Here is a 23,106-nt window from a genome sequence, read left to right as displayed (position 1 = left end):
CCCGGACTCCTGCGGGGGACGCGGCTCCGAGGACTCCTGGGACTTCCGGGACTCCCGGGACTCCTAGGATGGGACGATGAGCGTTCAGCACGGCGGATCCCGGCACGGCGAGTACAAGGTGCCCGGCGGCAAGCTGGTCATCGCGGACCTGGCGGTGGGGGAGGCGACCGGCGGCGGTCCCGGCGTCATCACCGCCGCGAGCGTCAACGGCGACTTCTTCCTCGAGCCGGACGAGGCGCTGGAGGACATCAACCGGTCCCTCGTCGGGCTCTCCCGGGACGCGCCGCACGGGACCATCGCCGAGGCGGTGCGCGCCGCCGTCGGGCCCGGGACCGTGATGTTCGGCTTCGACCCGCCGGCGGTGGCCACGGCCGTGCGCCGGGCCCTGGGCCACGCGACCCGGTGGGAGGACCACGACTGGGAGGTCCTCGTCCCGCAGCCGCTGCCGATCACCACGCAGGTGGCGCTGGACCAGGTCCTCGCCGAGGACGTGGCCGCCGGGCGCCGGCGCCCTGCCCTGCGCCTGTGGCAGTGGACGGAGCCGGCGGTGGTCATCGGCTCCTTCCAGTCGCTGGCCAACGAGGTGGACCCGGCCGGGGTGGAGCGGCACGGCATCACCGTGGTCCGGCGGGTCTCCGGGGGCGGGGCGATGTTCATGGAGGCGGACAACTGCGTCACCTACTCGCTCTACCTGCCGCAGTCCCTCGTGGACGGCATGGCCGTCGCCGACTCCTACCCGTTCCTGGACGCCTGGGCCATGGAGGCCCTGCGGCGCATCGGCGTGGAGGCCTTCTACCAGCCGCTCAACGACATCGCCACGCCGCAGGGCAAGATCGGCGGGGCCGCCCAGAAGCGGATCGGCGGCGGCGGGCTGCTGCACCACGTGACGATGAGCTACGACATCGACGCGCGGAAGATGACCGAGGTGCTGCGGATCGGCCGGGAGAAGCTGCGGGACAAGGGCATCCGCTCGGCGGCCAAGCGCGTGGACCCGCTCCGGCGCCAGACCGGGCTGTCCCGGCCGGAGATCTGGGAGGCCATGATGGACACGTTCGCCGAGCGCCACGGCGCCACGCGGACCCGGCTGACCGAGGACGAGATCGGCCGGGCCGAGGAGCTCGCCGCCCGCCGCTTCTCCTCCCCGGAATGGACGGCCCGCGTGCCCTGACGGCTGCCCGGTACGGCCCGGGCACCGGCCGGGCGGCGACCGCTCAGGCCCGCCCGGCGGCCTGCGCCCGCAGGGACCGCACGAGGTCGTCCGTCTCCTCGACCACGATCCGGCGCAGCGCCCGGGGCGCGGCCGCGTTCTCCGCCAGCCACCGCCGGGCCGCGAGCACCACGGGGTGCCGTTCCTGGGCCTCCGGCCCGCCGGGCACCGCGTCCTGCGCCGCCGGGAAGAGCCCGCCGACCGTGCGGGTGGCCAGGCCGTTGGAGCGGTCGTCCCACACGCCGGTGAGCCCGGCCCAGAAGCGCTCCGCGAAGGGCGCGGCGAGGTCCGGCCGGGAGGCGGTGAAGCCGGCCGCCACGGCGGACAGGTGGTCGTTGGAGAGCACCTCGCCCTCGGCCGTCCGGCCAGCCATGACCGCGTGCCAGGCGGCGGCGCGCACCTCCGGGTCCGGACGCGCCGCCGAGGCGGTGCGGTGCCACACCGCCGCCTGCGCCGTCCGGTCCGCGGCGAGGGCGGCGTCCAACCGGGCCTGGCCCGCGACCCCCAGCGCGGCCAGCGCCTGCAGCGCCGCCCAGCGCACCTCGGCATCCACGGCCAGGCCGGGGGCGACCTCCCCGGCCGCGGGCGCCCCCGCGGCGGGCCCGGGTCCCCGGCCCCCGGCGTCGGCCGGCCAGCCGGCCAGCACCGCCTCCAGGACCGGCACGAACGCCGCCCGGTCCGCTCCGGCGCCGCGGGCCAGCAGGGCGAGGGCGCGCAGCGCGGCCCGCTGGCGGTCCCCGCCGGGCTCCAGGCCCCGCAGGGCCTCCCGCAGCGCGGTGCCGAGCTGCGCGCGCAGCGCCTCGCGCTCCCCGGCGGGAGCGTAGCGACGGACGGCGGTCTCCGCCTGGCCCAGCACCTGGGCGTAGAGGCCCACGTCCCCGATCGCGTGCGAGAGCCGGCAGCAGGCCTCCACGAACCGCGCCGCCGCCAGCCGGCCGTCCCGGGTCATGGTCCACAGCGCCGCCCACACGGTGGCGGCGGTGAGGCCGTCCGCCACGGGGTACCGCAGCACCGCGTCCACCGAGGCCTCGTCGAGCCGGATGCGGGCGTAGGTGAGGTCGTCGTCGTTGGGCAGCAGCAGGCGCGGGCCGTCCGCCGCGGCCGCCCCGGGGCGGACGTCGTCCGGCTCCCAGGGGCCGACGGCGGTGCGCGCCCCGGCGGGCCCGGCCGCCACCTCCACGGCCGCCGAGCCCACGCGCACGAGCCGGCCCTCGCCGTCGGGCTCGTACCGGCCCACCCGGAGCACGTGCGGGCGCAGCGCCTCCCGTCCGGTGACGGGGTCCACCGCGGCCTGGTGCAGCACGGGGGACGGCCCGTCGCCGAGCCACAGCTCCGGCGCCCCCGAGGTCAGCAGCCAGCGCCCGGGCCAGTCCGCCAGGTCGCGGCCGGACGCCTCCTCGAGGACCGCCAGGAGGTCGCGCAGCGTGGCGTTGCCCCACGCGTGCCGGGAGAAGTACTCGCGGGCGGCGGCCACGAACGCCTCGCGGCCCACGAAGGCGACGAGCTGCTTGAGCACGGACGCGCCCTTGGCGTACGTGATGCCGTCGAAGTTCTGGCGCGCGGCCTCGAGGTCGGGGACGTCCGCGACCACGGGGTGGGTGGTCGGGTAGGCGTCCTGGACGTAGGCCCAGCCCTTGCGGCGGTGGGCGAAGGTGGTCCAGGCCTCCGTGAACCCCGTGGCCTCGGCGGTCGCGAGGGTGCCCATGTAGTCCGCGAAGGACTCCTTGAGCCACAGGTCGTCCCACCACCGCATGGTGACGAGGTCGCCGAACCACATGTGCGCCATCTCGTGCAGCAGCGTGGTGGCCCGCGCCTCGTACTGCGACCTCGTGGCCCGGGAGGTGAAGACGTACTGCTCCGTGAACGTCACGAGCCCCGGGTTCTCCATGGCCCCGAGGTTGTACTCCGGCACGAACGCCTGGCCGTACCGGCCCCACGGGTAGGGGACGCCGAACAGGTCGTGGAAGAAGTCCAGGCCCGCCCGCGTGGTGGCGAAGAGCTCCTCGGGGTCCAGCGATCCGGCGAGGGATCGGCGGCAGTACAGCGCCAGGGGCACCTCCCCGGCCCCGGAGGCCGGGTGCCCGGGCCAGCGGTCCTCCCACGTGGCGTACGGGCCGGCGAGCAGGGTGGTGACGTAGGTGGACAGCGGCGGGGTGGGGGAGAAGTCCACCGTCACCAGGCCGTCCCCGGCGTCCCGGCGCGCGGCCTCGGGCTGGTTCGAGGCCAGCACCCAGTCCGCGGGCCCGGTCAGGTGCAGGGTGAACCGGCCCTTGAGGTCCGGCTGCTCGAAGCAGGCGAACACCCGGCGGGCGTCCGCGGGCTCGAACTGCGTGTAGAGGTAGACCCTGCCGTCGACGGGGTCGACGAAGCGGTGCAGCCCCTCGCCCGAGGTGGAGTAGGACGCCGCGCCGGTCACCGTGACCTCGTTCTCGGCCGCCAGGTCCTCCAGCAGGATCCGGGCACGGCCGGCCACGCGGGCGGGGTCCAGGGCGCGGCCGTTGAATTCGACCGTCTCGACGCCGGCGTGGAGGAAGTCCAGGACCGTGGAGGACCCGGGCTCGGCACAGGAGAAGGTCACCGTGGTCCGCGTGCCGAACGTCGCCGTCCCGGGGTCGGCGGCGTCGCGCACGTCCACGTGCACGTCGTACGCGTGGACGGTGAGCAGCGCGGCGCGCCGGCCGGCCTCCTCGCGCGTGAGGTTCGCCCGGTCCAGCGGGCCCGGCTCCGGCACGGGGTGCGGGGAGCCGGCGCCGGGCAGCCCGGAGGAGCAGGCGGTGCCGGGGGCACCGGGAGGGCCGGCGGCGGGGGAGGGGGAGGCGGAGGGGACGGTCACCATGGAGGTATTCAATCACCCCTTCACGATCGCCTTCACGATCGCCGGGGCGGCCCCGGGGGCCAGCCGCCCGTGGCGGTGACCGGGCCGGGGCCGCCGTCGTGGAATGCTGGAGGCATGTCCGACCTGTTCACCGGCTATGCCGAGGCGCTCCAGCGCAGCCCCGCGTGGGACGAGATGTTCGCCCCGGGGTTCAGCCTGCGCCGTGACTACCGACCGGTCGAGCGCGCCCTCGAGGCCCTCTCGCTCGACGACGTGACCGCGCGCGCCGAGTCGATGGCCCGGACGTTCCTGGACCGCGGCGTGACCTTCGACTACGCCGGGGAGGAGCGCGCGTGGCCGCTCGACATCGTCCCGCGTGTCATCCCCGCCGACGACTGGGACGTGCTCGAGGCCGGCGTGGCCCAGCGCGTCCGCGTGCTCGAGGCCTTCCTGGACGACGTGTACTCGACGATGTCCGTGGTGCGGGACGGGGTCGTCCCGCGCTCGCTCATCACCACCAGCGCCCACTTCCACCGCGCCGTCCACGGCTTCCGTCCCGCCGGCGGGGTGCGCGTGCACGTCTCCGGCATCGACGTCGTCCGGGACGCCTCCGGCACCTTCCGGGTCCTCGAGGACAACGTCCGGGTGCCCTCCGGGGTCTCCTACGTCATCGAGAACCGGCGCGCCATGTCCAAGGGCCTGCCCGAGGCCATCGGCTCCGTCAACGTCCGGCCCGTGGAGGAGTACCCCCGCCGGCTGCTGGCCGCCCTGCGCCGGACGGCGCCGACGGACATCGAGGACCCCGTCGTGGTGGTCCTGACCCCCGGCGTGTACAACTCGGCCTACTTCGAGCACACCCTGCTGGCCGGGATGATGGGCGTCGAGCTCGTGGAGGGCCGGGACCTCGTCACGCGCGCCAACAAGGTCTACATGCGCACCACGGACGGCGAGCGGCGCGTGGACGTGATCTACAAGCGCATCGACGACGACTTCCTGGACCCGCTGCACTTCCGCTCTGACTCGATGCTCGGCGTCCCGGGCATCGTCAACGCGGCCCGGGCCGGCAACGTGACCATCGCCAACGCCGTGGGCAACGGGGTGGCGGACGACAAGCTCGTCTACACGTACATGCCGGACCTGACCCGGTACTACCTCGGGGAGGACCCGATCGTGCCCAACGTGGACACCTTCCGCCTCGAGGAGCCCGCGGCGCGCGAGGAGGTCATGGACCGGCTCGACGAGCTCGTCGTCAAGCCGGTGGACGGCTCGGGCGGCAAGGGGCTCGTCATCGGCCCGGACGCCTCGCCGGCGGAGCTCGAGGAGCTGCGCCGCAAGCTGCTGGAGTCCCCCCGCGGGTGGATCGCCCAGCCGGTGCTGCAGCTGTCCACCGTGCCCACCCTCGCCGGCGGCCGGTTCGGCCCCCGGCACGTGGACCTGCGGCCCTTCGCGGTGAACGACGGCGAGGACGTGTGGGTGCTGCCCGGCGGCCTGACCCGCGTGGCGCTGCAGGAGGGGTCCCTGATCGTGAACTCCTCCCAGGGCGGCGGCTCGAAGGACACGTGGGTGATGGCCCGCACCGGGGCCGCGGCGCGCCCCGCGGACGACGCCGGCCCGGAACCGCAGGTGCACGTGGTGGGCGACGACTGGCCCGAGGAGCAGGCCCCCAGCCCGCTCGAGGAGATCGGGCTGATGCCCGAGCAGCAGCAACAGGCCCGGCAGTGCGCCGACGCCGATCCCGCGCCCGGCGGCGCGGGCCGGGAGGAGGAGTCATGCTGAGCCGCATCGCCGAGTCGCTGTTCTGGATCGGCCGCTACGTCGAGCGCGCCGACGGCACCGCGCGCATCCTCGACGTGCACCTGGAGCGCCTCAACGGCGCCGGGGCGGAGGAGCAGGAGACGGTCACGCGCGAGCTGCTGACCATCATGGGCGTTCCCCAGCCGGAGGAGTACACCCTCGGCTCGCTGCTCAACACGCTCGCCTTCACCCGGTCGAGCACGCACTCCGTCTCCGGTGCCCTCGGGGCGGCGCGGGAGAACGCCCGCCGGGCGCGCGAGACCGTGTCCTCCTCGCTGTGGGAGGCGCTCAACACCACGTGGTACGGGCTGGGCCAGCACCGCCGGGACGTGGTGGGCACCTACCGCTTCTGCCACTGGGTGCTCGAGCGCACCGCCATGATCCGCGGCCTCGCGGACTCCACCATGAGCCACGACGAGGCCTGGCTGTTCCTGGAGCTCGGCCGGTCCCTCGAGCGGGCGGACATGACCGCCCGCATGCTCGCCACCCGCGAGTCGGAGGCGCTGGGGCTGTCCTGGGTGACCATGCTGCGCTGTGCCGGGGCCTACGAGTCGTTCCTGCGCACCCAGCGCGCCACCATGGGGGAGGAGCACGCCGGGGAGTTCCTCCTGCTGGACCGCCTCTTCCCCCGCTCCGTGCTGCGCGCCCTCCAGGACGCCGAGCAGTGCCTGGTGTCCCTGGACCCGGCCTCGAACCGCGTCGGGTTCATGGACGACGCCCGCCGCATCGTGGGCGACATGCGCTCCACGCTGGAGTACTCCACGCCGGACCAGCTGGAGACCTCCCTGCCGATCTTCCTGCACCGTGTCCAACTCAGCTGCGCCCGGGCCTCCGAGGCGATCAGCGCCAAGTACTTCTCCCGCGGCCAGGAACTGTCGTGGGTCGGGGAGGTCTCATGAGCCGCCTGCACGTCACGCACCGCACCAGCTACGAGTACAACCGCCGGGCGACGACCTCGTACAACGAGGCACGGATGACCCCGGTGACCGACGCCCAGCAGACCACGCTCGAGTCGGCGATCGCCATCACCCCGCGCCAGGCCGTGGCCACGACCTACCGGGACTACTGGGGCACCCGCGTCACCGCCTTCGACGTCCACGTCCCGCACGAGGCCCTGGAGGTGCTCGCCTCGGCCACCGTGGAGGTCCACCGCTCCGCCTCCGCGGGGACGGACGAGTCCACGGACTGGGCCCGCCTGGAGTCCCCGGCCACGGTGCACGAGTTCTCCGACTTCCTCCCGCAGACGCGCCTCTCGGACCCCGGGGCCGAGGCGCGCGGGCAGGCCCGGGGGCTGCGGGCGGCCCGCCCGCACGAGACGGTCCTGAACGTGCTGGAGTGGCTCGACGGCGCCATGGCCTACCAGCCCGGGGTCACCGCCGTGCACTTCGGCGCGGAGGAGGCCCTCGCCAGCGGCCGCGGCGTGTGCCAGGACCTCGCCCACGTGGGCATCGGGATGATGCGGGCCCTCGGCATCCCGGCCCGCTACGTCTCCGGGTACATCCATCCCCGCCCCGGCGCGGCCCTCGGCACCGAGGTGGCCGGGCAGTCGCACGCGTGGCTGGAGTGGTGGGACGGGTCCTGGCACGCCTGGGACCCCACCAACTCCCAACCCGCCGGGGACCTGCACGTGCTGGTGGGCCGGGGACGGGACTACCGGGATGTCACGCCGCTCAAGGGCATCGTCTCCGGCGGCGGCGGCTCGCGCCTCGCGGTGGAGGTGCTCATCACCCGGGTCGCCTAGGCCGACAAGAGCCCGGCAAACGAACAAGCCCTCCGCCTTGTATCGGTAGGTACAAGAGGGGGGGGCTTGTTGGCCGGCCCCGGTCAGCTCAACGGCGGCACGAACTGGCCCTTGGACGTCACCGTGAGCCCGGACTCCGTGACGGTGAAGCCGCGCGCCTCGTCCTCGGCACGGTCGAAGCCGATCTGGACGCCCTCCGGCACCACCACGTTCTTGTCGATGATGGCGTTGCGCACCTTCGCGCCCTTGCCGATGACGACGCCGTCCAGCAGCACCGACTGCTCCACCCACGCCTCGTTGTGGACCCGGACGTCCGTGGAGAGCACCGACTGGGCCACGGTGCCACCGGAGACGACCACGCCCTGGGACAGGATCGAGTCCACCGCGGTGCCCGGCCGCTTCGTGGCCGAGCGGACCAGCTTGGCCGGCGGGGACACCGACTGGTGGGTGAAGATCGCCCAGTCGGAGTTGTAGAGGTTGAAGTCCGGCCAGGGCTTCACCAGGTCCATGTGGGCGTCGTAGTAGGAGTCGAGGGTGCCGACGTCGCGCCAGTAGTGCGGTTCCCCGGTCTCGCCCGGGACCACGTTGGTGGTGAAGTCGTAGACCCCGCAGTCGTCCCGGTCCACGAACCAGGGCACGATGTCCCCGCCCATGTCGTGGTTCGTGCCCTCCATCCGCGCGTCCTCGTTGAGGGCGTTGACCAGGGCGTCGGCGGTGAAGACGTAGTTGCCCATCGAGGCCAGGAACTGCGTGGGGTCGTCCGCCAGCCCCTGCGTGGTGGCCGGCTTCTCGACGAAGCGCTCGATCCGCCCGGGCTGGTCCGCCTTGGTCTCGATCACCCCGAAGGACGGGGCCAGCTCGAGGGGCTGGCGCACGGCGGCGACCGTGGCGGAGGCCCCCGAGGCGACGTGGTGGTCCACCATCTGCTGGAAGTCCATCCGGTAGACGTGGTCCGCGCCGATGACCACCACGATGTCCGGGCGGGCGTCGTGGATCAGGTTCATGGACTGGTAGATGGCGTTGGCGCTGCCGAGGAACCAGTCCTTGCCGCGGCGCTGCTGGGCGGGCACGGAGGCCACGTAGTTCTGCAGCAGCGTGGACAGCCGCCACGTCTCGGAGATGTGCCGGTCCAGCGAGTGGGACTTGTACTGCGTGAGCACCACGATCTTCAGGTACCCCGAGTTCGCGAGGTTGGACAGCGCGAAGTCGATGAGCCGGTAGCTCCCCGCGAAGGGGACCGCAGGCTTCGCCCGGTCCGCCGTCAACGGCATCAGCCGCTTGCCCTCGCCGCCCGCCAGCACGACGGCCAGCACCTTCTTCTGTGGCATCTTCGCAACCCGTTCCGTCGAGGAGTGTCCGTTCCTTCACAGTAACGTCAGTCGTCAGCGCTGGACTACGTTGGTGTCGTGCGGATCGACATTGTGACCAAGGAATTCCCCCCGACCATCTATGGCGGTGCCGGCGTCCATGTCGCCGAACTCTCGCGCGTGCTCGCCGCACGCACCGAGCTCCACGTGCACGCCTTCGGGGAGGGCCGCGAGCCCGACTACCACGGCGCCGAGGTGTCCGGCTACGGCGTGCCGGGCGGGCTCGAGGACGCCAACGCCGCCGTGCAGACCCTCGGCACCGACCTGGCGATCCTCGGCGACCTGGCCGGCACGGACCTGGTCCACACCCACACGTGGTACGCCAACCTGGCCGGCCACCTCGGCGGGCTGCTCCACGGCGTCCCGCACGTCCTCTCGGCCCATTCCCTCGAGCCCCTGCGGCCGTGGAAGGCGGAGCAGCTCGGGGGCGGCTACCGGCTCTCGTCCTGGGCCGAGGCCACGGCCTACCATTCCGCCGCCGCGGTGATCGCGGTGTCCGAGGGGATGCGCCGGGACATCCTCTCGGCCTACCCCGACGTGGACCCCGGGCGCGTCCGGGTGGTGCACAACGGGATCGACACCGCCCTGTGGACCCCGCGGGAGGACACCGACGCCCTCGAGCGCCACGGCGTGGACCCCGCTCGCCCCACCGTGGCCTTCGTCGGCCGGGTCACCCGCCAGAAGGGCGTGCCCTACCTGCTGCGCGCCGCCGCGCGCCTGGACCCCTCGGTCCAGCTCGTGCTGTGCGCCGGGGCGGCCGACACCCCGGAGCTCGCCGCCGAGGTCAACGGCCTCGTCCGGGACCTGCAGGCCACCCGGGACGGGGTCGTGGTGATCGAGGGCATGCTCCCGCGCGCCGAGGTCATGCAGGTGCTCTCCGCGGCCACGGTCTTCGCCTGTCCCTCGATCTACGAGCCCCTGGGCATCGTGAACCTCGAGGCCATGGCCTGCGGCACGGCCGTCGTGGCCTCCGCGGTCGGCGGCATCCCCGAGGTGGTCCAGGACGGGATCACCGGGCGGCTCGTGCCCCTCGAGCAGGCCACCGACGGCACCGGCACGCCCCTGGACGAGGAGCGCTTCGTGGCCGACTTCGCCGCGGCGCTGACCGAGGTCCTCGAGGACCCCGAGGGCGCCGCGCGGATGGGCCGGGCCGGACGCCAGCGGGCCATCGAGCACTTCTCGTGGGACTCGATCGCCGACCGGACCCTCGAGGTCTACCGCTCCGTCCTGGCCTGAGCGGGGCCACTGCGGCGGCCCGGGGCCCGGCGGCGGACGGCGGGCTCGCCGCCGTCGGCGTCCGGAAGCCCGTGGACGAGGTCCACGGGCCCCCAACCGCGTCCTGACCTGCGGCAATGCTCCCCGGACCGGGGCGGTGACACGCCGGAACCCCTCTCCCGGCAGGGGTGTGCAACACTGCAGAGGTGCGATACCTCGGAGTGAATGCAACGTTCCACGACCCCGCCGCTGCGCTGGTGGTCGACGGCAAGGTCGTGGCGGCCGCGGAGGAGGAGCGCTTCTCCCGCCGCAAGCACGGCAAGCGTCCCGTCCCGTTCTCGGCGTGGGAACTGCCCGAGCAGTCCATGCGCTGGGTCCTCGAGCACGCGGGCATCACGCCGGGGGAGCTCGACGGCGTCGGCTACTCGTTCGACCCGGAGATGGCGGCCGAGGTCCCGGACGACCCGTACGACCACGTGCGGATCGACTACGTGCGCCGCGCCCCGGGCTTCCTCGCCGAGGCACTGCCCGGCCTGGACCGGGACAAGGTCACCTTCGTCCCGCACCACGTGGCCCACGCTGCCTCCTCCGGGCTCGCCGGGCCCTACCGCAGCGGCGCCGTCCTGGTCACGGACGGCCGCGGCGAGGCCCACTCCCACCTGGCCGGGCAGTACCGCGACGGGGAGCTGACGATCCTGGCCCGCCAGGCCTTGCCGGACTCCCTCGGCCTCGTGTACGAGTCCCTCACCGACCACCTGGGCTTCCTGCGCTCCTCGGACGAGTTCAAGGTCATGGCCCTGGCCTCCTACGGCACGCCCCGCTTCGCCGACGCGCTGCGCGAGTGCGTGCACGCCACCGGGGACGGCGGCTTCACCGCGCGGGCCCCGGAGTGGGAGCGGTTCGCCCCCCGCCGGATCGACGACGGCACGTGGGGCGGGGACCACGCGGACCTCGCCGCCTCGGTCCAGCTGGTCGTCGAGGAGACCCTCGTGGACCTGGCCCGCTGGCTGCGCGGGCGCACCGGCGAGACCGTGCTGACCATGGCCGGGGGCACCGCCCTGAACTGCGTGGCCAACTCCCGCGTGTGGCGCGAGGCCGGGTTCGAGGACGTCTGGGTCCAGCCGGCCTCGGGCGACTCGGGCACGGCCCTCGGCGCGGCCCTCGTCCTGGCCCAGCAGGCCGGCGAACTGGCCGAGCCCGAGCCGACCGCGGCGCTGGGCCGCAGCTGGAGCGACGAGGAGCTGGCCCGGTGGCTCACCACCGCCCAGGTGCCGTTCACCACCCCCGGCTCCCGCGAGGCCCTGGCCGCCGAGGTGGCGGACATCCTCGCGGACAACGGGGTCATCGCCTGGTTCGACGGGCGCAGCGAGTTCGGCCCGCGTGCGCTGGGGCGCCGCTCCCTGCTCGCCAACCCCATGCACGCGGAGAACCTCGAGCGGCTCAACGACGTCAAGGGGCGCGAGCAGTTCCGCCCCGTGGCCCCCATGGTGCTCGAGGAGCGCGCCGCCGAGATCTTCAGCGGCGGGCCGATCCCCAGCCCGTACATGCTCTTCACCCACCGGGTCGCGCCGGAGTGGCGGGACCGCATCCCCACGGTGACCCACGTGGACGGCTCCGCGCGCATCCAGACGGTCAGCGACCGGGACAACCCGGGCATCGCCGCCCTGCTGCGTGCCGTCGACGAGCGCACGGGGGTTCCGGTGGTCGTCAACACGAGCCTCAACACGGCCGGCCGGCCCATGGTGGACGACCCCCGGGACGCACTCGAGCTCTTCGGCTCGGCGCCCGTGGCCGCCCTCGTCCTGGGCCCGCACCTCGTCCGCCGCGCGGGGTTCTTCGCCCGATGACCCACGCCGCCTCCCACGCCACGCCCCCCGCGCCCTCCTACGCGCTCGTCATCCCCTCGGTCGGCCGGCCGTCCCTGGACCGGCTGCTCGAGACCGTCGCGGCCCTCGAGACGGACGACCGGCATCCGGGTCCCGTCGAGGTCGTGGTGGTGGACGACCGCCGCGACCCCGCGCCGCCCGCTGTCCCGCCGGAGCCGCTGGCGCCCGCCGTGGCCGGCCGGCCGGTGCGGGTGGTCCGCGGCCACGGCCGCGGACCGGCCGCCGCCCGCAACCGCGGCTGGCGCGCCGTGGACCCGGCGGTCGAGTGGATCGCCTTCCTGGACGACGACGTCGAGGTCCCGGCGGACTGGGCCCGACGGCTGGCCGAGGACCTCGCGGCGTGCGGCCCGGACGTCGGCGCCACGCAGGGCCGGATCACCGTGCCCCTGCCAGCGGACCGGCGCCCCACCGACTGGGAGCGGAACACGGCCTCGCTCGAGGACGCCGACTGGGCCACCGCGGACATGGCCTACCGCCGCGACGTGCTCGAGCGCGTGCACGGCTTCGACGAGCGCTTCCCGCGCGCCTACCGCGAGGACGCCGACCTGGCGCTGCGCGTGCGCCGCGCCGGGTACCGGCTCGTGCGCGGGCGCCGCGGCATCCTGCACCCCGTCCGTCCGGCCGACGACTGGGTGAGCCACCGGGTGCAGGCCGGCAACGCCGACAACGCGCTCATGCGCCGGCTGCACGGCCCCCGGTGGCGCCGGCACGCCGAGGCCCCCGCCGGGACGTTCGGCTGGCACGTGGCCACGACGGCGGCCCTCGCCGCGGCGGCCGGCGGCAGCCTCGCCCGGCTGGCCGGCGTGCACGGCGCGGGCTGGGTGGCCGGGGCCGGCACCGCCGCCTGGGCGGGCCTGTACCGGCGGTTCCTCGTCCGGCGCCTGGGCCCCGGACCCCGCCCCGGCGAGCCCGGCTTCGGCGCGGAGCTGCGCCGCATGGTCCTGACCAGTGCCACGATCCCGCCGGCCGCGGTGCGCCACCGCCTCGCCGGCTGGGCGCGGCACCGCGGGACCGGCGCGTGGCCGGTGCGCCCGCGCGCCGTGCTGTTCGACCGCGACGGCACGCTCGTGCACGACGTCCCCTACAACGGCGATCCGGCCCTCGTCCGTCCCGTGGACGGCGCCCGCGAGGCCCTCGACCGCGTGCGGGCCGCCGGGCTGGCCACCGCCGTGGTGTCCAACCAGTCGGGGGTGGCGCGGGGGCTCGTCTCCCGGGACCAGGTGGACGCCGTCAACGCCCGCGTGGAGGAGCTGCTCGGTCCGTTCGGCGCGTGGCAGGTCTGCCCACACGGCCCGGGGGACGGCTGCGCCTGCCGCAAGCCCCGCCCCGGCATGGTCCTCGCCGCCGCCCGGGCGCTCGGCGTGCGGCCGGAGGAGTGCGTGCTCATCGGGGACATCGGCGCGGACGTCGAGGCCGCCCAGGCCGCCGGCGCCCGATCCGTCCTCGTGCCCACCCCGGTGACCCGCGCCGAGGAGGTCGCCGACGCGCCGGTCACGGCCCCGGACCTGGCCGCCGCCGTTGACCTCGTGCTCGCCCTGGTCGCCGACGGCGCCCCCGCCGGGACGGGGGACCGGCCCACCCCATGACGCGCATCCTCGCGGTACGACTCGACTCCGACGGCGACGTCCTGCTGACCGGACCGGCCATCCGCGCCCTGTCCGCCCTCGGGCCGGTCGACCTGCTCGCCTCGCCCTCCGGCGCGGCCGCGGCCAGGCTGCTGCCCGGCGTGGACACGGTCCTGGAGTACGACGCGCCCTGGTCCGGCTTCCGCCCCCCGCCGGTGAACGCCCCGGCCACGCTCCGGCTCGTCGAGCGGCTGCGGCGCGGCGGCTACGGGCGGGCGGCGATCTTCACCTCCTTCCACCAGAGTCCGCTGCCCATGGCCCTGCTGGCCCGGATGGCCGGCATCGGCCACGTCGTGGGCACGAGCGTGGACTATCCCGGCTCCCTGCTCGACGTGCGCCTGCGGCGCGAGGACCCGCCGGGCGGCGGGCACGAGGTCGAGGCGGCCCTCGAGGTCGCCGTCGCCGCCGGGGCCCCGCGCCCCCGCGATCCCCGGCTGGCCGTGCGCCGGCCGCTGCCGCCGCTGACCGACCGGCTGCCCGCGGACCTGCGCTCCGGTGGCTACGTGGTGCTGCACCCCGGCGCCTCCGTGCCGGCGCGCGGGTTGCGCGCCGAGCACGCCGCCGGCCTCGCCGCGGCCCTCGCGGAGGCCGGGCACGCCGTCGTCGTCACCGGCGGGCCGGCCGAGCGGGAGCTGGCGGCCGCCACGGTGGCCGGGGCCCTGCGGCGGCAGCCGGCGGGCACCGTCGTCGACCTCGCCGCCGCCACGGACCTCGCCGGTCTCGCCGCGGTGCTCGAGGCGGCCTGCTGCACCGTGGTGGGTAACACCGGCCCGGCCCACCTGTCCGCCGCCGTCGGCACCCCGGTGGTCTCGCTGTTCTCCCCGGTGGTGCCCGCCGAGCGGTGGGCGCCCTGGGGCGTGCCGGTCCGGCTGCTGGGCGACCAGCACGCCCCCTGCCGGGACAGCCGGGCGCGGGAGTGCCCGGTGCCCGGGCACCCGTGCCTGGGCGGCGTCACCGGCGACCAGGTGGCCGAGGCGGTCGCGGCCCTCGTCGCAGCCCCGGCCGCGGAGCCTCCCGACGGCGGCCCCGTCCCGGCGCCCGGCGCCGGCCCCGGGAACCTCCCGGCCCCCCGAACCCCGTCCCCCCGAGAAGGAGATCCATGCGCATCCTGATCTGGCACGTGCACGGCTCCTGGATGACCTCGTTCGTCCAGGGCCGCCACGACTACCTGCTGCCGGTCGACGCGGAGCGCGGCCCCGACGGCCGCGGCCGCGCCCGGACGTGGGACTGGCCGGCCAGCGCGGTCGAGCGCACCTCCGAGGAGCTCGCCGGCGAGCGGGTGGACCTCGTGGTGCTGCAGCGCCCCCACGAGGCGGGGCTGCTGGAGGCCTGGACGGGGCTGCGCGCCGGGATCGACGTGCCGGCGGTGTACCTCGAGCACAACGCCCCGACCGGTCCCGCGGTGGCCACCCGCCACCCGTACGCGGACCAGGACGCCGTGCCGGTCGTCCACGTCACCCACTTCAACCGCGTCATGTGGGACAACGGCACCGCGCGCACCACGGTGCTCGAGCACGGCATCCCGGACCCGGGGCACCTCTACACGGGCGAGCGCGAGTCGCTCGCCGTCGTCGTGAACGAGCCCGTGCGCCGCACGCGCGTGGCCGGCACCGACCTCATGCTCGACCTCGCCCGGGACCTGCCGGTCGAGGTCTACGGCATGGGGATGGACCAGCTCGTCGGTCGAGCGCCGTGGCTGGAGGGCTGCGTCCACGAGGACTACCGGCAGTCGGAGCTGCACCGGGCCCTGGGCGCGCACCGGGCCTACCTGCACCCCTACCGGTGGACCAGCCTGGGCCTGGCGATGATCGAGGCCATGACGCTGGGCCTGCCGGTGCTCGGCCTCTCCACGACCGAGGGCCCGCGCGCCGTGCCGGCCGCCGCGGGGCTGCTCAGCAACGACCCGGCGGAGCTGTGCGCGCGCGGCGGCCAGTGGCTGCGCGAGCCGGACGTGGCCGCCGAGGCCGGCGCCGCCGCCCGCGCGCACGCCCTCGAGCACTACGGGCTGGAGCGGTTCCTGGCCGACTGGGACGTGTTGATCGAGGGGGTGGTCGCGTGACCGGGATCGCCGTGGGGGACCGGCTGGACATCGCCATGGTCTCCGAGCACGCCTCGCCGCTGGCCGCCCTCGGCGGCGTGGACGCGGGTGGCCAGAACGTCTTCGTGGCGGCCCTCGCCGCCGAGCTCGGCCGGTGCGGCCACCGCGTGCGCGTCTACACGCGCCGCGACGACCCGGACCTGCCGGAGGAGGTCCCCGCCGCCGAGGGCGTGACCGTGGTCCACGTGCCCGCCGGGCCGGCCGCCGTGCTGCCCAAGGACGAGCTCGTCCCGTTCATGGACGGCTTCGCGCGGTGGATGACGGCGCACTGGCGCCGGGACGGGGTGCCGGACCTCGTGCACGCCCACTTCTGGATGTCCGGGATGGCCGCCACCGCGGCGGCCGCCGCCGTGCGGATCCCCGTGGTGCAGACGTTCCACGCCCTGGGCTCGGTGAAGCGCCGCCACCAGGGCACCGCGGACACGAGCCCGGCCTGCCGGCTCGGCACCGAGGCCCGGCTGGTGGCGCGCACCCAGCTGGTCCTGGCCACGTGCCGGGACGAGGTGCAGGAGCTCATGGGCCTGGGCGCCGATCCCGACCGCGTCCGGGTCGTCCCGTGCGGCGTGGACGCCCACGCCTTCACGCCGGCTCCCCACCCGGCCGACGGCCGTGCCCGGCGCGCCGCCGGCGACCCCCTCAGGGTCGTGGCGCTGGGCCGGCTGGTCGAGCGCAAGGGCGTGGACCTCGCCGTGCGGGCCCTCGCGCAGGTCCCCGAGGCACACCTGACCGTGGCCGGCGGCCCGGACGCGGCGGGGCTCGCCACGGACCCGGAGGCGCGCCGGCTGACCGCACTGGCCGGGGAGCTCGGGGTGGCCGACCGGCTCACCCTGACCGGCCGGCTCGGCCGCGAGGAGGCCGCGGCGCTGCTGGCCTCGGCGGACGTGGTCACCTGCACCCCGTGGTACGAGCCCTTCGGGATCGTGCCGCTGGAGGCGATGGCGTGCGGCCGTCCGGTGGTCGGCTCCGCCGTGGGCGGGCTGCTGGACAGCGTGGAGGACGGGGTGACGGGGCTGCTGGTGCCCGCGCGGGACGCGGACGCCACGGCGGCGGCGCTGCGCCGGCTCGCCGACGACCCCGGGCTGGCCGAGCGGATGGGCGCGGCGGGCCGGGACCGGGTCACGCGCCTGTTCTCCTGGGAGCGCGTGGCCGGCCTGACGGAACAGGCCTACCGCGAGGCCCTCGAGGCCTACCGGTGCGCCAACCCGCACCGGCCCGCCCAGACCCGCAGCATGCTCGCCGAGCACCGCGGGCAGCTCGACCGCGCCCTGGCGTCCCTCGAGGAGGAGGCCGAGATGGTCGAGTCCTGGGGCCGGCGGCTGTTCGAGCACGTGCGCGACGGCGGCCGCGTGCTCGCCGCGGGCAACGGCGGCAGCGCCGCCGAGGCCCAGCACTTCACGGCCGAGCTCGTCGGGCGCTTCCAGGGTGAACGCCGCCCGCTGGCGGCCGTGTGCCTGTCCGCCGAGACCTCCTCGCTCACGGCGATCGTCAACGACTACGGCGGCGAGGAGGTGTTCGCCCGTCAGGTGCAGGCCCACGGCCGGCCGGGGGACATCCTCGTGCTGCTGTCCACGTCCGGGTCCAGTCCCAACGTGCTCGCGGCCGCCCGCCGCGCGCGCGAGACGGGCCTGCAGGTGTGGGCGCTGACCGGCCGGGGGCCCAACGCCCTCGCCGAGCTCGCCGACGAGACCCTGTGCGTGCCCGCCGAGTCCACCTCGGTGGTGCAGGAGGCGCACCTGGTCCTCCTGCACGCGGTGTGTGCTGTGATGGACCAGGGATTCACCGAGGACTAGAGGCCGGTCCGGTGCACGGCGCCGGACCAGGGAGGAAGGGGACACCATGAGCGCACGGATCGTCATCGTCGGGGACGTGCTGCTGGACCGGGACGTCACGGGGACGTCCGAACGGCTCAGCCCGGACGCCCCCGTCCCCGTGGTGGACGTCCGCGACGTCCACGCCAGCCCCGGCGGCGCCGGGCTGGCGGCCCTGCTGTGCGCCGGCCGCGCCGGCGGGCTGCCCGGGCCCGCCCCGCACGTCGTGCTGGTCGCCCCGCTGGCCGCGGACGCGGCGGCCGCGGAGCTGCGCGAGGGCCTGGCCGGCATCGAGCTGGAGGCCCTCGGCCATGCCGGCGGGACGCGCACCAAGACCCGCATCCGCAGCGCGGGACAGACCCTCGTCCGGGTGGACGAGGGCGGGCCCGGGACGCCCCGGGACCTCGACGCCGGCCGGCTGGCCCGGGTGCTCGAGGGCGCCGACGTCGTGCTCGTCTCCGACTACGGGGGCGGGGTCACGCGGGACGCGACCGTGCGCACGGCCCTGGCCGCGGCCGCCGAGCGGGTGCCCGTCGTGTGGGACCCGCACCCGCGCGGGTGCGACCCCGTGCCCGGCTGCGCCGTGGTCACCCCCAACCTCGCCGAGGCCCGCGCCGCGCTGGCCTCCCTGCGGGACGCCGTCACGGTGCCCGCCGAGGTCGCCGACGAGGACCTCGCGGAGGCCCTGCGGATCGGCTGGCGGGCGGGCGCCGTGTCCGTCACCGCGGGGGCACGCGGCGCGTTCGTCGCCTCCGAGGGCGCCGCCGAGCTGGTGCCGGCATTGCCCGTGGACTCGAGCGACCCCTGCGGGGCGGGGGACCGCTTCGCCGCCGCCGTGGCCACCCACCTCGCGGAGGGCACCTCGGTGCACGGCGCGGTCGGCCGGGCCGTGACGGCCGCGGCCCGGTGGGTCGGCGCGGGCGGGGCCGCCGCCTTCCGCGACGGCCGGATCGGGCCCGACGGCACCGCCGCCGTGCGGGACGGCGCCGACCGGCCCAGCACCGAGGACCCCGCCGAGGCCGCGCTGCGCGCCGTGGCCGCCACGCGCGCCCGCGGGGGGACGGTCGTGGCCACGGGCGGTTGCTTCGACGTCCTCCACCCGGGGCACCTCGAGACCCTGCGCCGGGCACGCGACCTCGGGGACGTGCTCGTGGTGCTGCTCAACGCCGACGACTCCGTGCGCCGGCTCAAGGGCCCCGCGCGGCCGGTCGTGGGCCAGGAGGACCGCGCGGCCGTGCTCATGGGCCTGCGGGACGTGGACGGGGTGATCGTCTTCGAGGAGGACGACCCCCGGGCCGCCCTGGACCGGCTGCGCCCCGACGTCTGGGCCAAGGGCGGGGACTACCGCGCCGAGGACCTGCCGGAGGCCCCGCTCGTGCGGGGCTGGGGCGGCCGTGTCGAGGTGCTCCCCTACCTGCCCGGGCGCTCCACCACGGGCATCGTCGAGCGGATCGCCGCGGGGAACGTGGATGCCCGCTGAGGACGTGGCCGGCGCCGGGGACCGCGGCACGGGACCGGAACCGTACACGGCGGACTGGCTGGCCGCGCGCGGGGCGGACACCGCCCCGGGCCGGCCGCCCGGGACGCTGCGCCCCGGGGACGTGCTCGTCCTGCGCGCCCTGGGCCTCGGCGACGCGCTGACGGCGGTGGCCGCGTTGCGCGGGCTGCGTCGGCTGGTCCCGGACCGCAGGATCGTGCTCGCCGGCCCCCCGGGGCCGGCGGGCCTGCTCGCCCGGGAGGGCGTCGTCGACGACGTGCTGCCGCTGCCGGGCCTCGTGCCGCTGCCGGACGTCCCGGCCGGGCTCGTCGCCGTGAACCTGCACGGCCGCGGGCCGGCGAGCCACCGGCTCCTCGCCGCCGCCCGGCCGGAGCGGCTCATCGCCTTCGGTTCCGCCGACGCCGGCCATGCCGGCCCCGCGTGGCGCGAGGAGGAGCACGAGGTGCTGCGCTGGTGCCGCCTCGTCACGCACGCCGGCGCGGACTGCGGGCCCGAGGACCTGCGGCTGCGGCCCCGGGCCGAGGCGCGCCGGCGCCCCGGCCCGGCCGACGTCGTGCTCCACCCCGGGGCCGCCTCCGCCTCCCGGCACTGGCCGGCGCGCCGCTGGCGCGCGGTGGCCGCCGGCCTGGCGGGACGGGGCCACCGCGTGGTCGTCACCGGCTCGGCCGCGGAGGCACCCCTGGGCCGCGTCGTGGCCGAGGGGCTCGAGGGCGTCCACGACCACACGGGCCGCCACGACCTGGCCGGGCTCTCGGCCGCGGTCCGGGACGCGGGCCTGGTGCTGAGCGCGGACACCGGCATCGCCCACCTGGCCACGGCCTGGTGCGTGCCGTCCGTGGTGCTCTTCGGCCCGGTGCCGCCCGCCGCGTGGGGGCCGGCCGTGGACGAGGACCTGCACGCCGTGCTGTGGCACGGCGATCCCGACGCCGGGCCGTGGGGCGACCCCCACGGCACCGCCCTGGACCCGCTGCTGGGCAGGATCTCCGCCGAGGAGGTCCTGGCGGCCGCGGTCCGCCAGCTGACCACCGACACCCACCGTGGAAGGACCCATCGTGCATCCTGAGGACCACCGGGCGCAGGCCGCCCCCCAGCATTCCGCGAGGACCATCCGGCGGGCCGTCGTCACGGGCGGCGCCGGCTTCCTCGGCAGCCACCTGTGCACCGAGCTGCGCCGCCGCGAGGTCGAGGTCGTGTGCCTGGACAACTTCCTCACCGGCTCGGCCGTGAACATCGAGCACCTCATCGGGGACCCCGGTTTCCGGCTCGTGCAGTGCGACGTCACCGACTACCTGCACGTGCCCGGGGACGTGGACCTCGTGCTGCACTTCGCCTCCCCGGCCTCGCCGATCGACTACCTCAACCTGCCGATCCACACCCTGAAGGTGGGCTCGATCGGCACCCTGCACGCGCTCGGGCTCGCCAAGGAGAAGGGGGCGCGCTTCCTGCTGGCGTCCACCTCGGAGGTGTACGGGGACCCGCAGGTCCACCCGCAGCCGGAGCACTACTGGGGACACGTCAACCCGGTCGGCCCGCGCGGCGTCTACGACGAGGCCAAGCGCTTCGCCGAGGCGCTCACGGTGGCCTACCGCGGCCAGCACGAGGTGGACACCGCGATCGTGCGCATCTTCAACACCTACGGGCCGCGGATGCGCCCGCGCGACGGCCGGGCCATCCCGACCTTCATCCGCCAGGCACTGGCGGGGGAGCCGCTGACGGTCACGGGGGACGGCAGCCAGACCCGCTCCGTGTGCTTCGTCTCGGACCTCGTGCGGGGCATCCTCGCACTGGCCTGGAGCGACGAGACGGGGCCGATGAACATCGGGAACCCGCACGAGCTCTCCGTCCTGCAGATCGCCCGGGACGTGCTGGCGGCCACGGGCTCGGACGCGCCCATCGAGTTCATCGACCGGCCGGTGGACGACCCCACCGTGCGCCAGCCGGACACCGCGCAGGCCCGCGCGGCCCTGGGCTGGCAGCCCGAGGTGCCGTGGACCGAGGGACTGGCCCGGACGGTGGAGTGGTTCCGCACCGCCGTGGAGCGCGAGGACCTCGTCGGCCCCGGCCTGGGCTGAGCCGCCGGGACGCCGGGCCGCCGGCCCCGGCGCCGTGCGCAGGGGGCCCGGGCGCCGCCCGCGGGTGCGTCAGCTGACGTACTGGCGGGCGGCGCTCGTGCGCTGGGACTCCTCGAGGGCGAGGAAGCGCTCCTCCACGTGCTCCGGCAGCACGCGCCGTTCCCGGGCGACCCAGGCGGCGCCGCGCAGGGCGTCCCCGACGGCCGCGGCGGTGACCCGGTCGTGCGGGGCGCCCGAGAGCACGTGCCAGCTGCGGCGCAGGGCCGTGGGCAGTGGCCGGCGCAGCCACGTGAACCACAGGGTGTTGCGCAGCCCGTGGCGGCGGCGCAGGTGGGGGTCCCGGGACGTCGAGGCCTGGTGGTGGACCACCACGTCCGGCAGGTGGCACAGCTCCCAGCCCGCCGCCGCGAGGTCGGCGGCCATCAGCTCCTCCTCGCCGCCGAGCCACAGCCGGCGGCTGAACCCGCCGACCTCGCGGAAGGCCTCGGTGCGCAGCACGGAGGCCCCGGCCAGGAAGCTGCCGAGGGCCGGACCCGGCAACCAGTCCGGGCCCCGCACGGGGGAGTGCAGCAGCTCGTCGTTGATCGGGTCCTCCCGGGCGCCCGGCTCCACGAGGATCCGGGCCGTCACCACGCCGAGGCGGGGATGGGCGGACAGGGCGTCCACGGCCGCCCGCAGGGCGCCCGGCTCCCACCACGTGTCGTCGTCGCAGAAGGCCACGAACTCGGTCGGCACCAGGTCCACGCCCACGTTGCGCCCCACCGCGCCGAGGTTGCGGCGGCTGGTCACGAGGGTGAGCCGTGGCTCGGCGCCGAACCGTTCCCGGACCGCCTGGGCCGTGCCGTCGGTGGAGCCGTTGTCCACCACGTAGAGCGCCGGGCGCTCGGGCAGGGCCAGCACGCGCTCGATCGCGCGCAGTGCCTCGGGCCGGCGGTCGTGGGTGATCATCACGACCGAGACCCGGTCGTCCGCCGTCGCCCCCGGCGCGCCGGCCGGGACGTCCACCACGGTCTCGCCCCGGAGCCGGTCGAGGTCGCGCTGCAGCCGCTCGGAGACGACCCTGCGGGCGGCCAGCGCCGCCGGGACCCGGGGCAGGGCGCCGGCCAGGGCGCGTCGGCCGCGCGGCCCGGACGCCCAGGCCGAGCGCACGCGCTGCCCGACGTCGTCCCAGTCCCGGCGCAGCAGCGTGGTCAGCAGCCCGCTGCGCACCAGCTCCCGTTGTCGGGTCTCGCCGGGCTCGCGCTGCGGGGAGGGGTGGTGGTGCACCCACAGCCCGGTCGCGTGCACGAGCTCCCAGCCGGCGTCCGCCAGGTCCAGGGCCAGGCGCTCCTCCTCGCCGGGGAAGCGGACCACCGGGTCGAAGCCGCCGACGGCGAGGAAGGCCTGCCGGCGCACGACGGCGGCGCACGCGACGAAGCCCAGCAGCCTCGTCCCCGCCCCGGTGGCCGAGCGACCCAGCGAGGACTCCGCGAGCACCGCGTTGATCGGGTCGGGCCGCTCCTCGGCGCCCACGGCGATGGAGGCGGCGAGCAGGCCGATTCCCGGGTGGTCGTCGAAGACCCGCTCGGCGGCCGCGAGGGAGCCGGGTGCCCACCACGAGTCGTCGTCGGCGAAGGCGACGAACTCGGTGTCCGCCAGGCGGGCGCCCACCGTGCGGGCCACCGCCCCGCGGTTGCGCCGCAGCCGCACCACGCGGACCTCCGGGTGGGCGGCCTCGACGGCCTCGGCCGTGCCGTCCGTGGAGGCGTTGTCCACCACGATCACGGGCGCCTCGTGCCGGCCCAGGTTCGCGAGCAGCTCCTCGCGCCGGTTGCGCGTGGCGATCACCACGGTCGTCCGTCCCGGACGGCCGGGATCCCGGCCGGGTCCCGCGGGCGGCGTGGTGTCCGGCGTGGTGTCCTGCGTGGTCGTCGCCATCGTGCGTTCCCCCTGTCGTGGACGGTCCCGTGCTCCCTCCGACCCTAGGGGATCGGTGGGGAC

General features: G+C 76.0%; 16 protein-coding genes. 13 read left to right on the top strand and 3 right to left on the bottom strand.

What is annotated here, in order from left to right; all coding sequences use genetic code 11:
- The first annotated feature begins 76 nt into the window (after window positions 1-76).
- On the top strand, window positions 77-1,168 hold the full coding sequence (locus E7744_RS07765) for a biotin/lipoate A/B protein ligase family protein (RefSeq protein WP_137773622.1): 1,092 nt from the start codon (window positions 77-79) through the stop codon (window positions 1,166-1,168).
- A gap of 43 nt (window positions 1,169-1,211) precedes the next feature.
- Here the strand turns inward: E7744_RS07765 and pepN are convergent, their stop codons facing one another.
- Window positions 1,212-4,043: an aminopeptidase N gene (gene pepN, locus E7744_RS07760; protein ID WP_210417090.1), complete on the bottom strand. Its 2,832-nt coding sequence runs from the start codon at window positions 4,041-4,043 to the stop codon at window positions 1,212-1,214.
- A gap of 114 nt (window positions 4,044-4,157) precedes the next feature.
- Here pepN and E7744_RS07750 point away from each other — a divergent pair, with 114 nt between their 5' ends.
- Genes E7744_RS07750 through E7744_RS07740 form a run of 3 tightly spaced genes read left to right on the top strand, consistent with a single transcriptional unit; the run spans window position 4,158 to window position 7,557 of the window.
- A complete protein-coding gene (locus tag E7744_RS07750; RefSeq protein ID WP_246858352.1) occupies window positions 4,158-5,798 on the top strand; it encodes a circularly permuted type 2 ATP-grasp protein in 1,641 nt (546 codons plus the stop codon).
- Complete coding sequence (locus tag E7744_RS07745; protein WP_137773621.1) at window positions 5,792-6,715, top strand: alpha-E domain-containing protein; 924 nt, start codon at window positions 5,792-5,794, stop codon at window positions 6,713-6,715. The genes E7744_RS07750 and E7744_RS07745 overlap by 7 nt, the downstream gene beginning before the upstream one ends.
- Window positions 6,712-7,557, top strand: a complete 846-nt coding sequence (locus E7744_RS07740; protein ID WP_137773620.1) for a transglutaminase family protein — start codon at window positions 6,712-6,714, stop codon at window positions 7,555-7,557. The genes E7744_RS07745 and E7744_RS07740 overlap by 4 nt, the downstream gene beginning before the upstream one ends.
- A gap of 83 nt (window positions 7,558-7,640) precedes the next feature.
- Here the strand turns inward: E7744_RS07740 and glgC are convergent, their stop codons facing one another.
- Window positions 7,641-8,885 (bottom strand): glucose-1-phosphate adenylyltransferase, encoded by a 1,245-nt coding sequence (glgC, locus tag E7744_RS07735; protein ID WP_137773619.1) that lies wholly within the window; start codon window positions 8,883-8,885, stop codon window positions 7,641-7,643.
- A gap of 78 nt (window positions 8,886-8,963) precedes the next feature.
- Here glgC and glgA point away from each other — a divergent pair, with 78 nt between their 5' ends.
- From glgA to E7744_RS07690, 9 genes are all read left to right on the top strand, one after another.
- Window positions 8,964-10,160 carry a glycogen synthase gene (gene glgA, locus E7744_RS07730; protein WP_137773618.1) on the top strand — a complete coding sequence of 399 codons (1,197 nt, stop codon included), beginning with the start codon at window positions 8,964-8,966 and terminating at the stop codon, window positions 10,158-10,160.
- Window positions 10,161-10,345: 185 nt separating this feature from the next.
- Entirely contained in the window at window positions 10,346-11,986 is a 1,641-nt protein-coding gene (locus tag E7744_RS07725) for a carbamoyltransferase C-terminal domain-containing protein (RefSeq protein ID WP_137773617.1), read from the top strand.
- Window positions 11,983-13,611, top strand: a complete 1,629-nt coding sequence (locus E7744_RS16575; protein WP_137773616.1) for an HAD-IIIA family hydrolase — start codon at window positions 11,983-11,985, stop codon at window positions 13,609-13,611. Before E7744_RS07725 ends, E7744_RS16575 begins: the two co-directional genes overlap by 4 nt.
- Complete coding sequence (locus tag E7744_RS07715; RefSeq protein WP_137773615.1) at window positions 13,608-14,762, top strand: glycosyltransferase family 9 protein; 1,155 nt, start codon at window positions 13,608-13,610, stop codon at window positions 14,760-14,762. Before E7744_RS16575 ends, E7744_RS07715 begins: the two co-directional genes overlap by 4 nt.
- The gene (locus tag E7744_RS07710; protein WP_137773614.1) at window positions 14,750-15,709 is read left to right on the top strand and encodes a glycosyltransferase family 4 protein; all 960 of its coding nucleotides are present in this window, start codon (window positions 14,750-14,752) and stop codon (window positions 15,707-15,709) included. The genes E7744_RS07715 and E7744_RS07710 overlap by 13 nt, the downstream gene beginning before the upstream one ends.
- On the top strand, window positions 15,706-17,538 hold the full coding sequence (locus E7744_RS16165; protein ID WP_246858351.1) for a glycosyltransferase: 1,833 nt from the start codon (window positions 15,706-15,708) through the stop codon (window positions 17,536-17,538). Before E7744_RS07710 ends, E7744_RS16165 begins: the two co-directional genes overlap by 4 nt.
- 46 nt (window positions 17,539-17,584) lie before the next feature.
- Complete coding sequence (locus E7744_RS07700; RefSeq protein WP_137773613.1) at window positions 17,585-19,036, top strand: PfkB family carbohydrate kinase; 1,452 nt, start codon at window positions 17,585-17,587, stop codon at window positions 19,034-19,036.
- Window positions 19,026-20,117 carry a glycosyltransferase family 9 protein gene (locus tag E7744_RS07695; protein WP_137773612.1) on the top strand — a complete coding sequence of 364 codons (1,092 nt, stop codon included), beginning with the start codon at window positions 19,026-19,028 and terminating at the stop codon, window positions 20,115-20,117. Before E7744_RS07700 ends, E7744_RS07695 begins: the two co-directional genes overlap by 11 nt.
- Window positions 20,107-21,126: a UDP-glucuronic acid decarboxylase family protein gene (locus E7744_RS07690; RefSeq protein ID WP_137773611.1), complete on the top strand. Its 1,020-nt coding sequence runs from the start codon at window positions 20,107-20,109 to the stop codon at window positions 21,124-21,126. The genes E7744_RS07695 and E7744_RS07690 overlap by 11 nt, the downstream gene beginning before the upstream one ends.
- Before the next feature lie 69 nt (window positions 21,127-21,195).
- Here the strand turns inward: E7744_RS07690 and E7744_RS15815 are convergent, their stop codons facing one another.
- Window positions 21,196-23,043 (bottom strand): glycosyltransferase family 2 protein, encoded by a 1,848-nt coding sequence (locus tag E7744_RS15815; protein ID WP_168199784.1) that lies wholly within the window; start codon window positions 23,041-23,043, stop codon window positions 21,196-21,198.
- Window positions 23,044-23,106 lie beyond the last annotated feature (63 nt).

The sequence above is a fragment of the Citricoccus sp. SGAir0253 genome, assembly GCF_005877055.1.
In the GTDB taxonomy this organism is placed as follows: Bacteria; Actinomycetota; Actinomycetes; order Actinomycetales; family Micrococcaceae; genus Citricoccus.
This window is presented reverse-complemented; position numbering and strand designations above follow the sequence as displayed.

What these genes read in the sequence shown, in the direction of transcription:
- E7744_RS07700 (WP_137773613.1), top strand. Translation starts at nt 17,585, where the DNA reads ATGAGCGCACGGATCGTCATCGTCGGGGACGTGCTGCTGGACCGGGAC.
- E7744_RS15815 (WP_168199784.1), bottom strand. Translation starts at nt 23,043, where the DNA reads ATGGCGACGACCACGCAGGACACCACGCCGGACACCACGCCGCCCGCG.
- E7744_RS07750 (WP_246858352.1), top strand. Translation starts at nt 4,158, where the DNA reads ATGTCCGACCTGTTCACCGGCTATGCCGAGGCGCTCCAGCGCAGCCCC.
- E7744_RS07740 (WP_137773620.1), top strand. Translation starts at nt 6,712, where the DNA reads ATGAGCCGCCTGCACGTCACGCACCGCACCAGCTACGAGTACAACCGC.
- E7744_RS07695 (WP_137773612.1), top strand. Translation starts at nt 19,026, where the DNA reads ATGCCCGCTGAGGACGTGGCCGGCGCCGGGGACCGCGGCACGGGACCG.
- E7744_RS07765 (WP_137773622.1), top strand. Translation starts at nt 77, where the DNA reads ATGAGCGTTCAGCACGGCGGATCCCGGCACGGCGAGTACAAGGTGCCC.
- E7744_RS16575 (WP_137773616.1), top strand. Translation starts at nt 11,983, where the DNA reads ATGACCCACGCCGCCTCCCACGCCACGCCCCCCGCGCCCTCCTACGCG.
- glgC (WP_137773619.1), bottom strand. Translation starts at nt 8,885, where the DNA reads ATGCCACAGAAGAAGGTGCTGGCCGTCGTGCTGGCGGGCGGCGAGGGC.
- pepN (WP_210417090.1), bottom strand. Translation starts at nt 4,043, where the DNA reads ATGGTGACCGTCCCCTCCGCCTCCCCCTCCCCCGCCGCCGGCCCTCCC.
- E7744_RS07745 (WP_137773621.1), top strand. Translation starts at nt 5,792, where the DNA reads ATGCTGAGCCGCATCGCCGAGTCGCTGTTCTGGATCGGCCGCTACGTC.
- E7744_RS07710 (WP_137773614.1), top strand. Translation starts at nt 14,750, where the DNA reads ATGCGCATCCTGATCTGGCACGTGCACGGCTCCTGGATGACCTCGTTC.
- E7744_RS07715 (WP_137773615.1), top strand. Translation starts at nt 13,608, where the DNA reads ATGACGCGCATCCTCGCGGTACGACTCGACTCCGACGGCGACGTCCTG.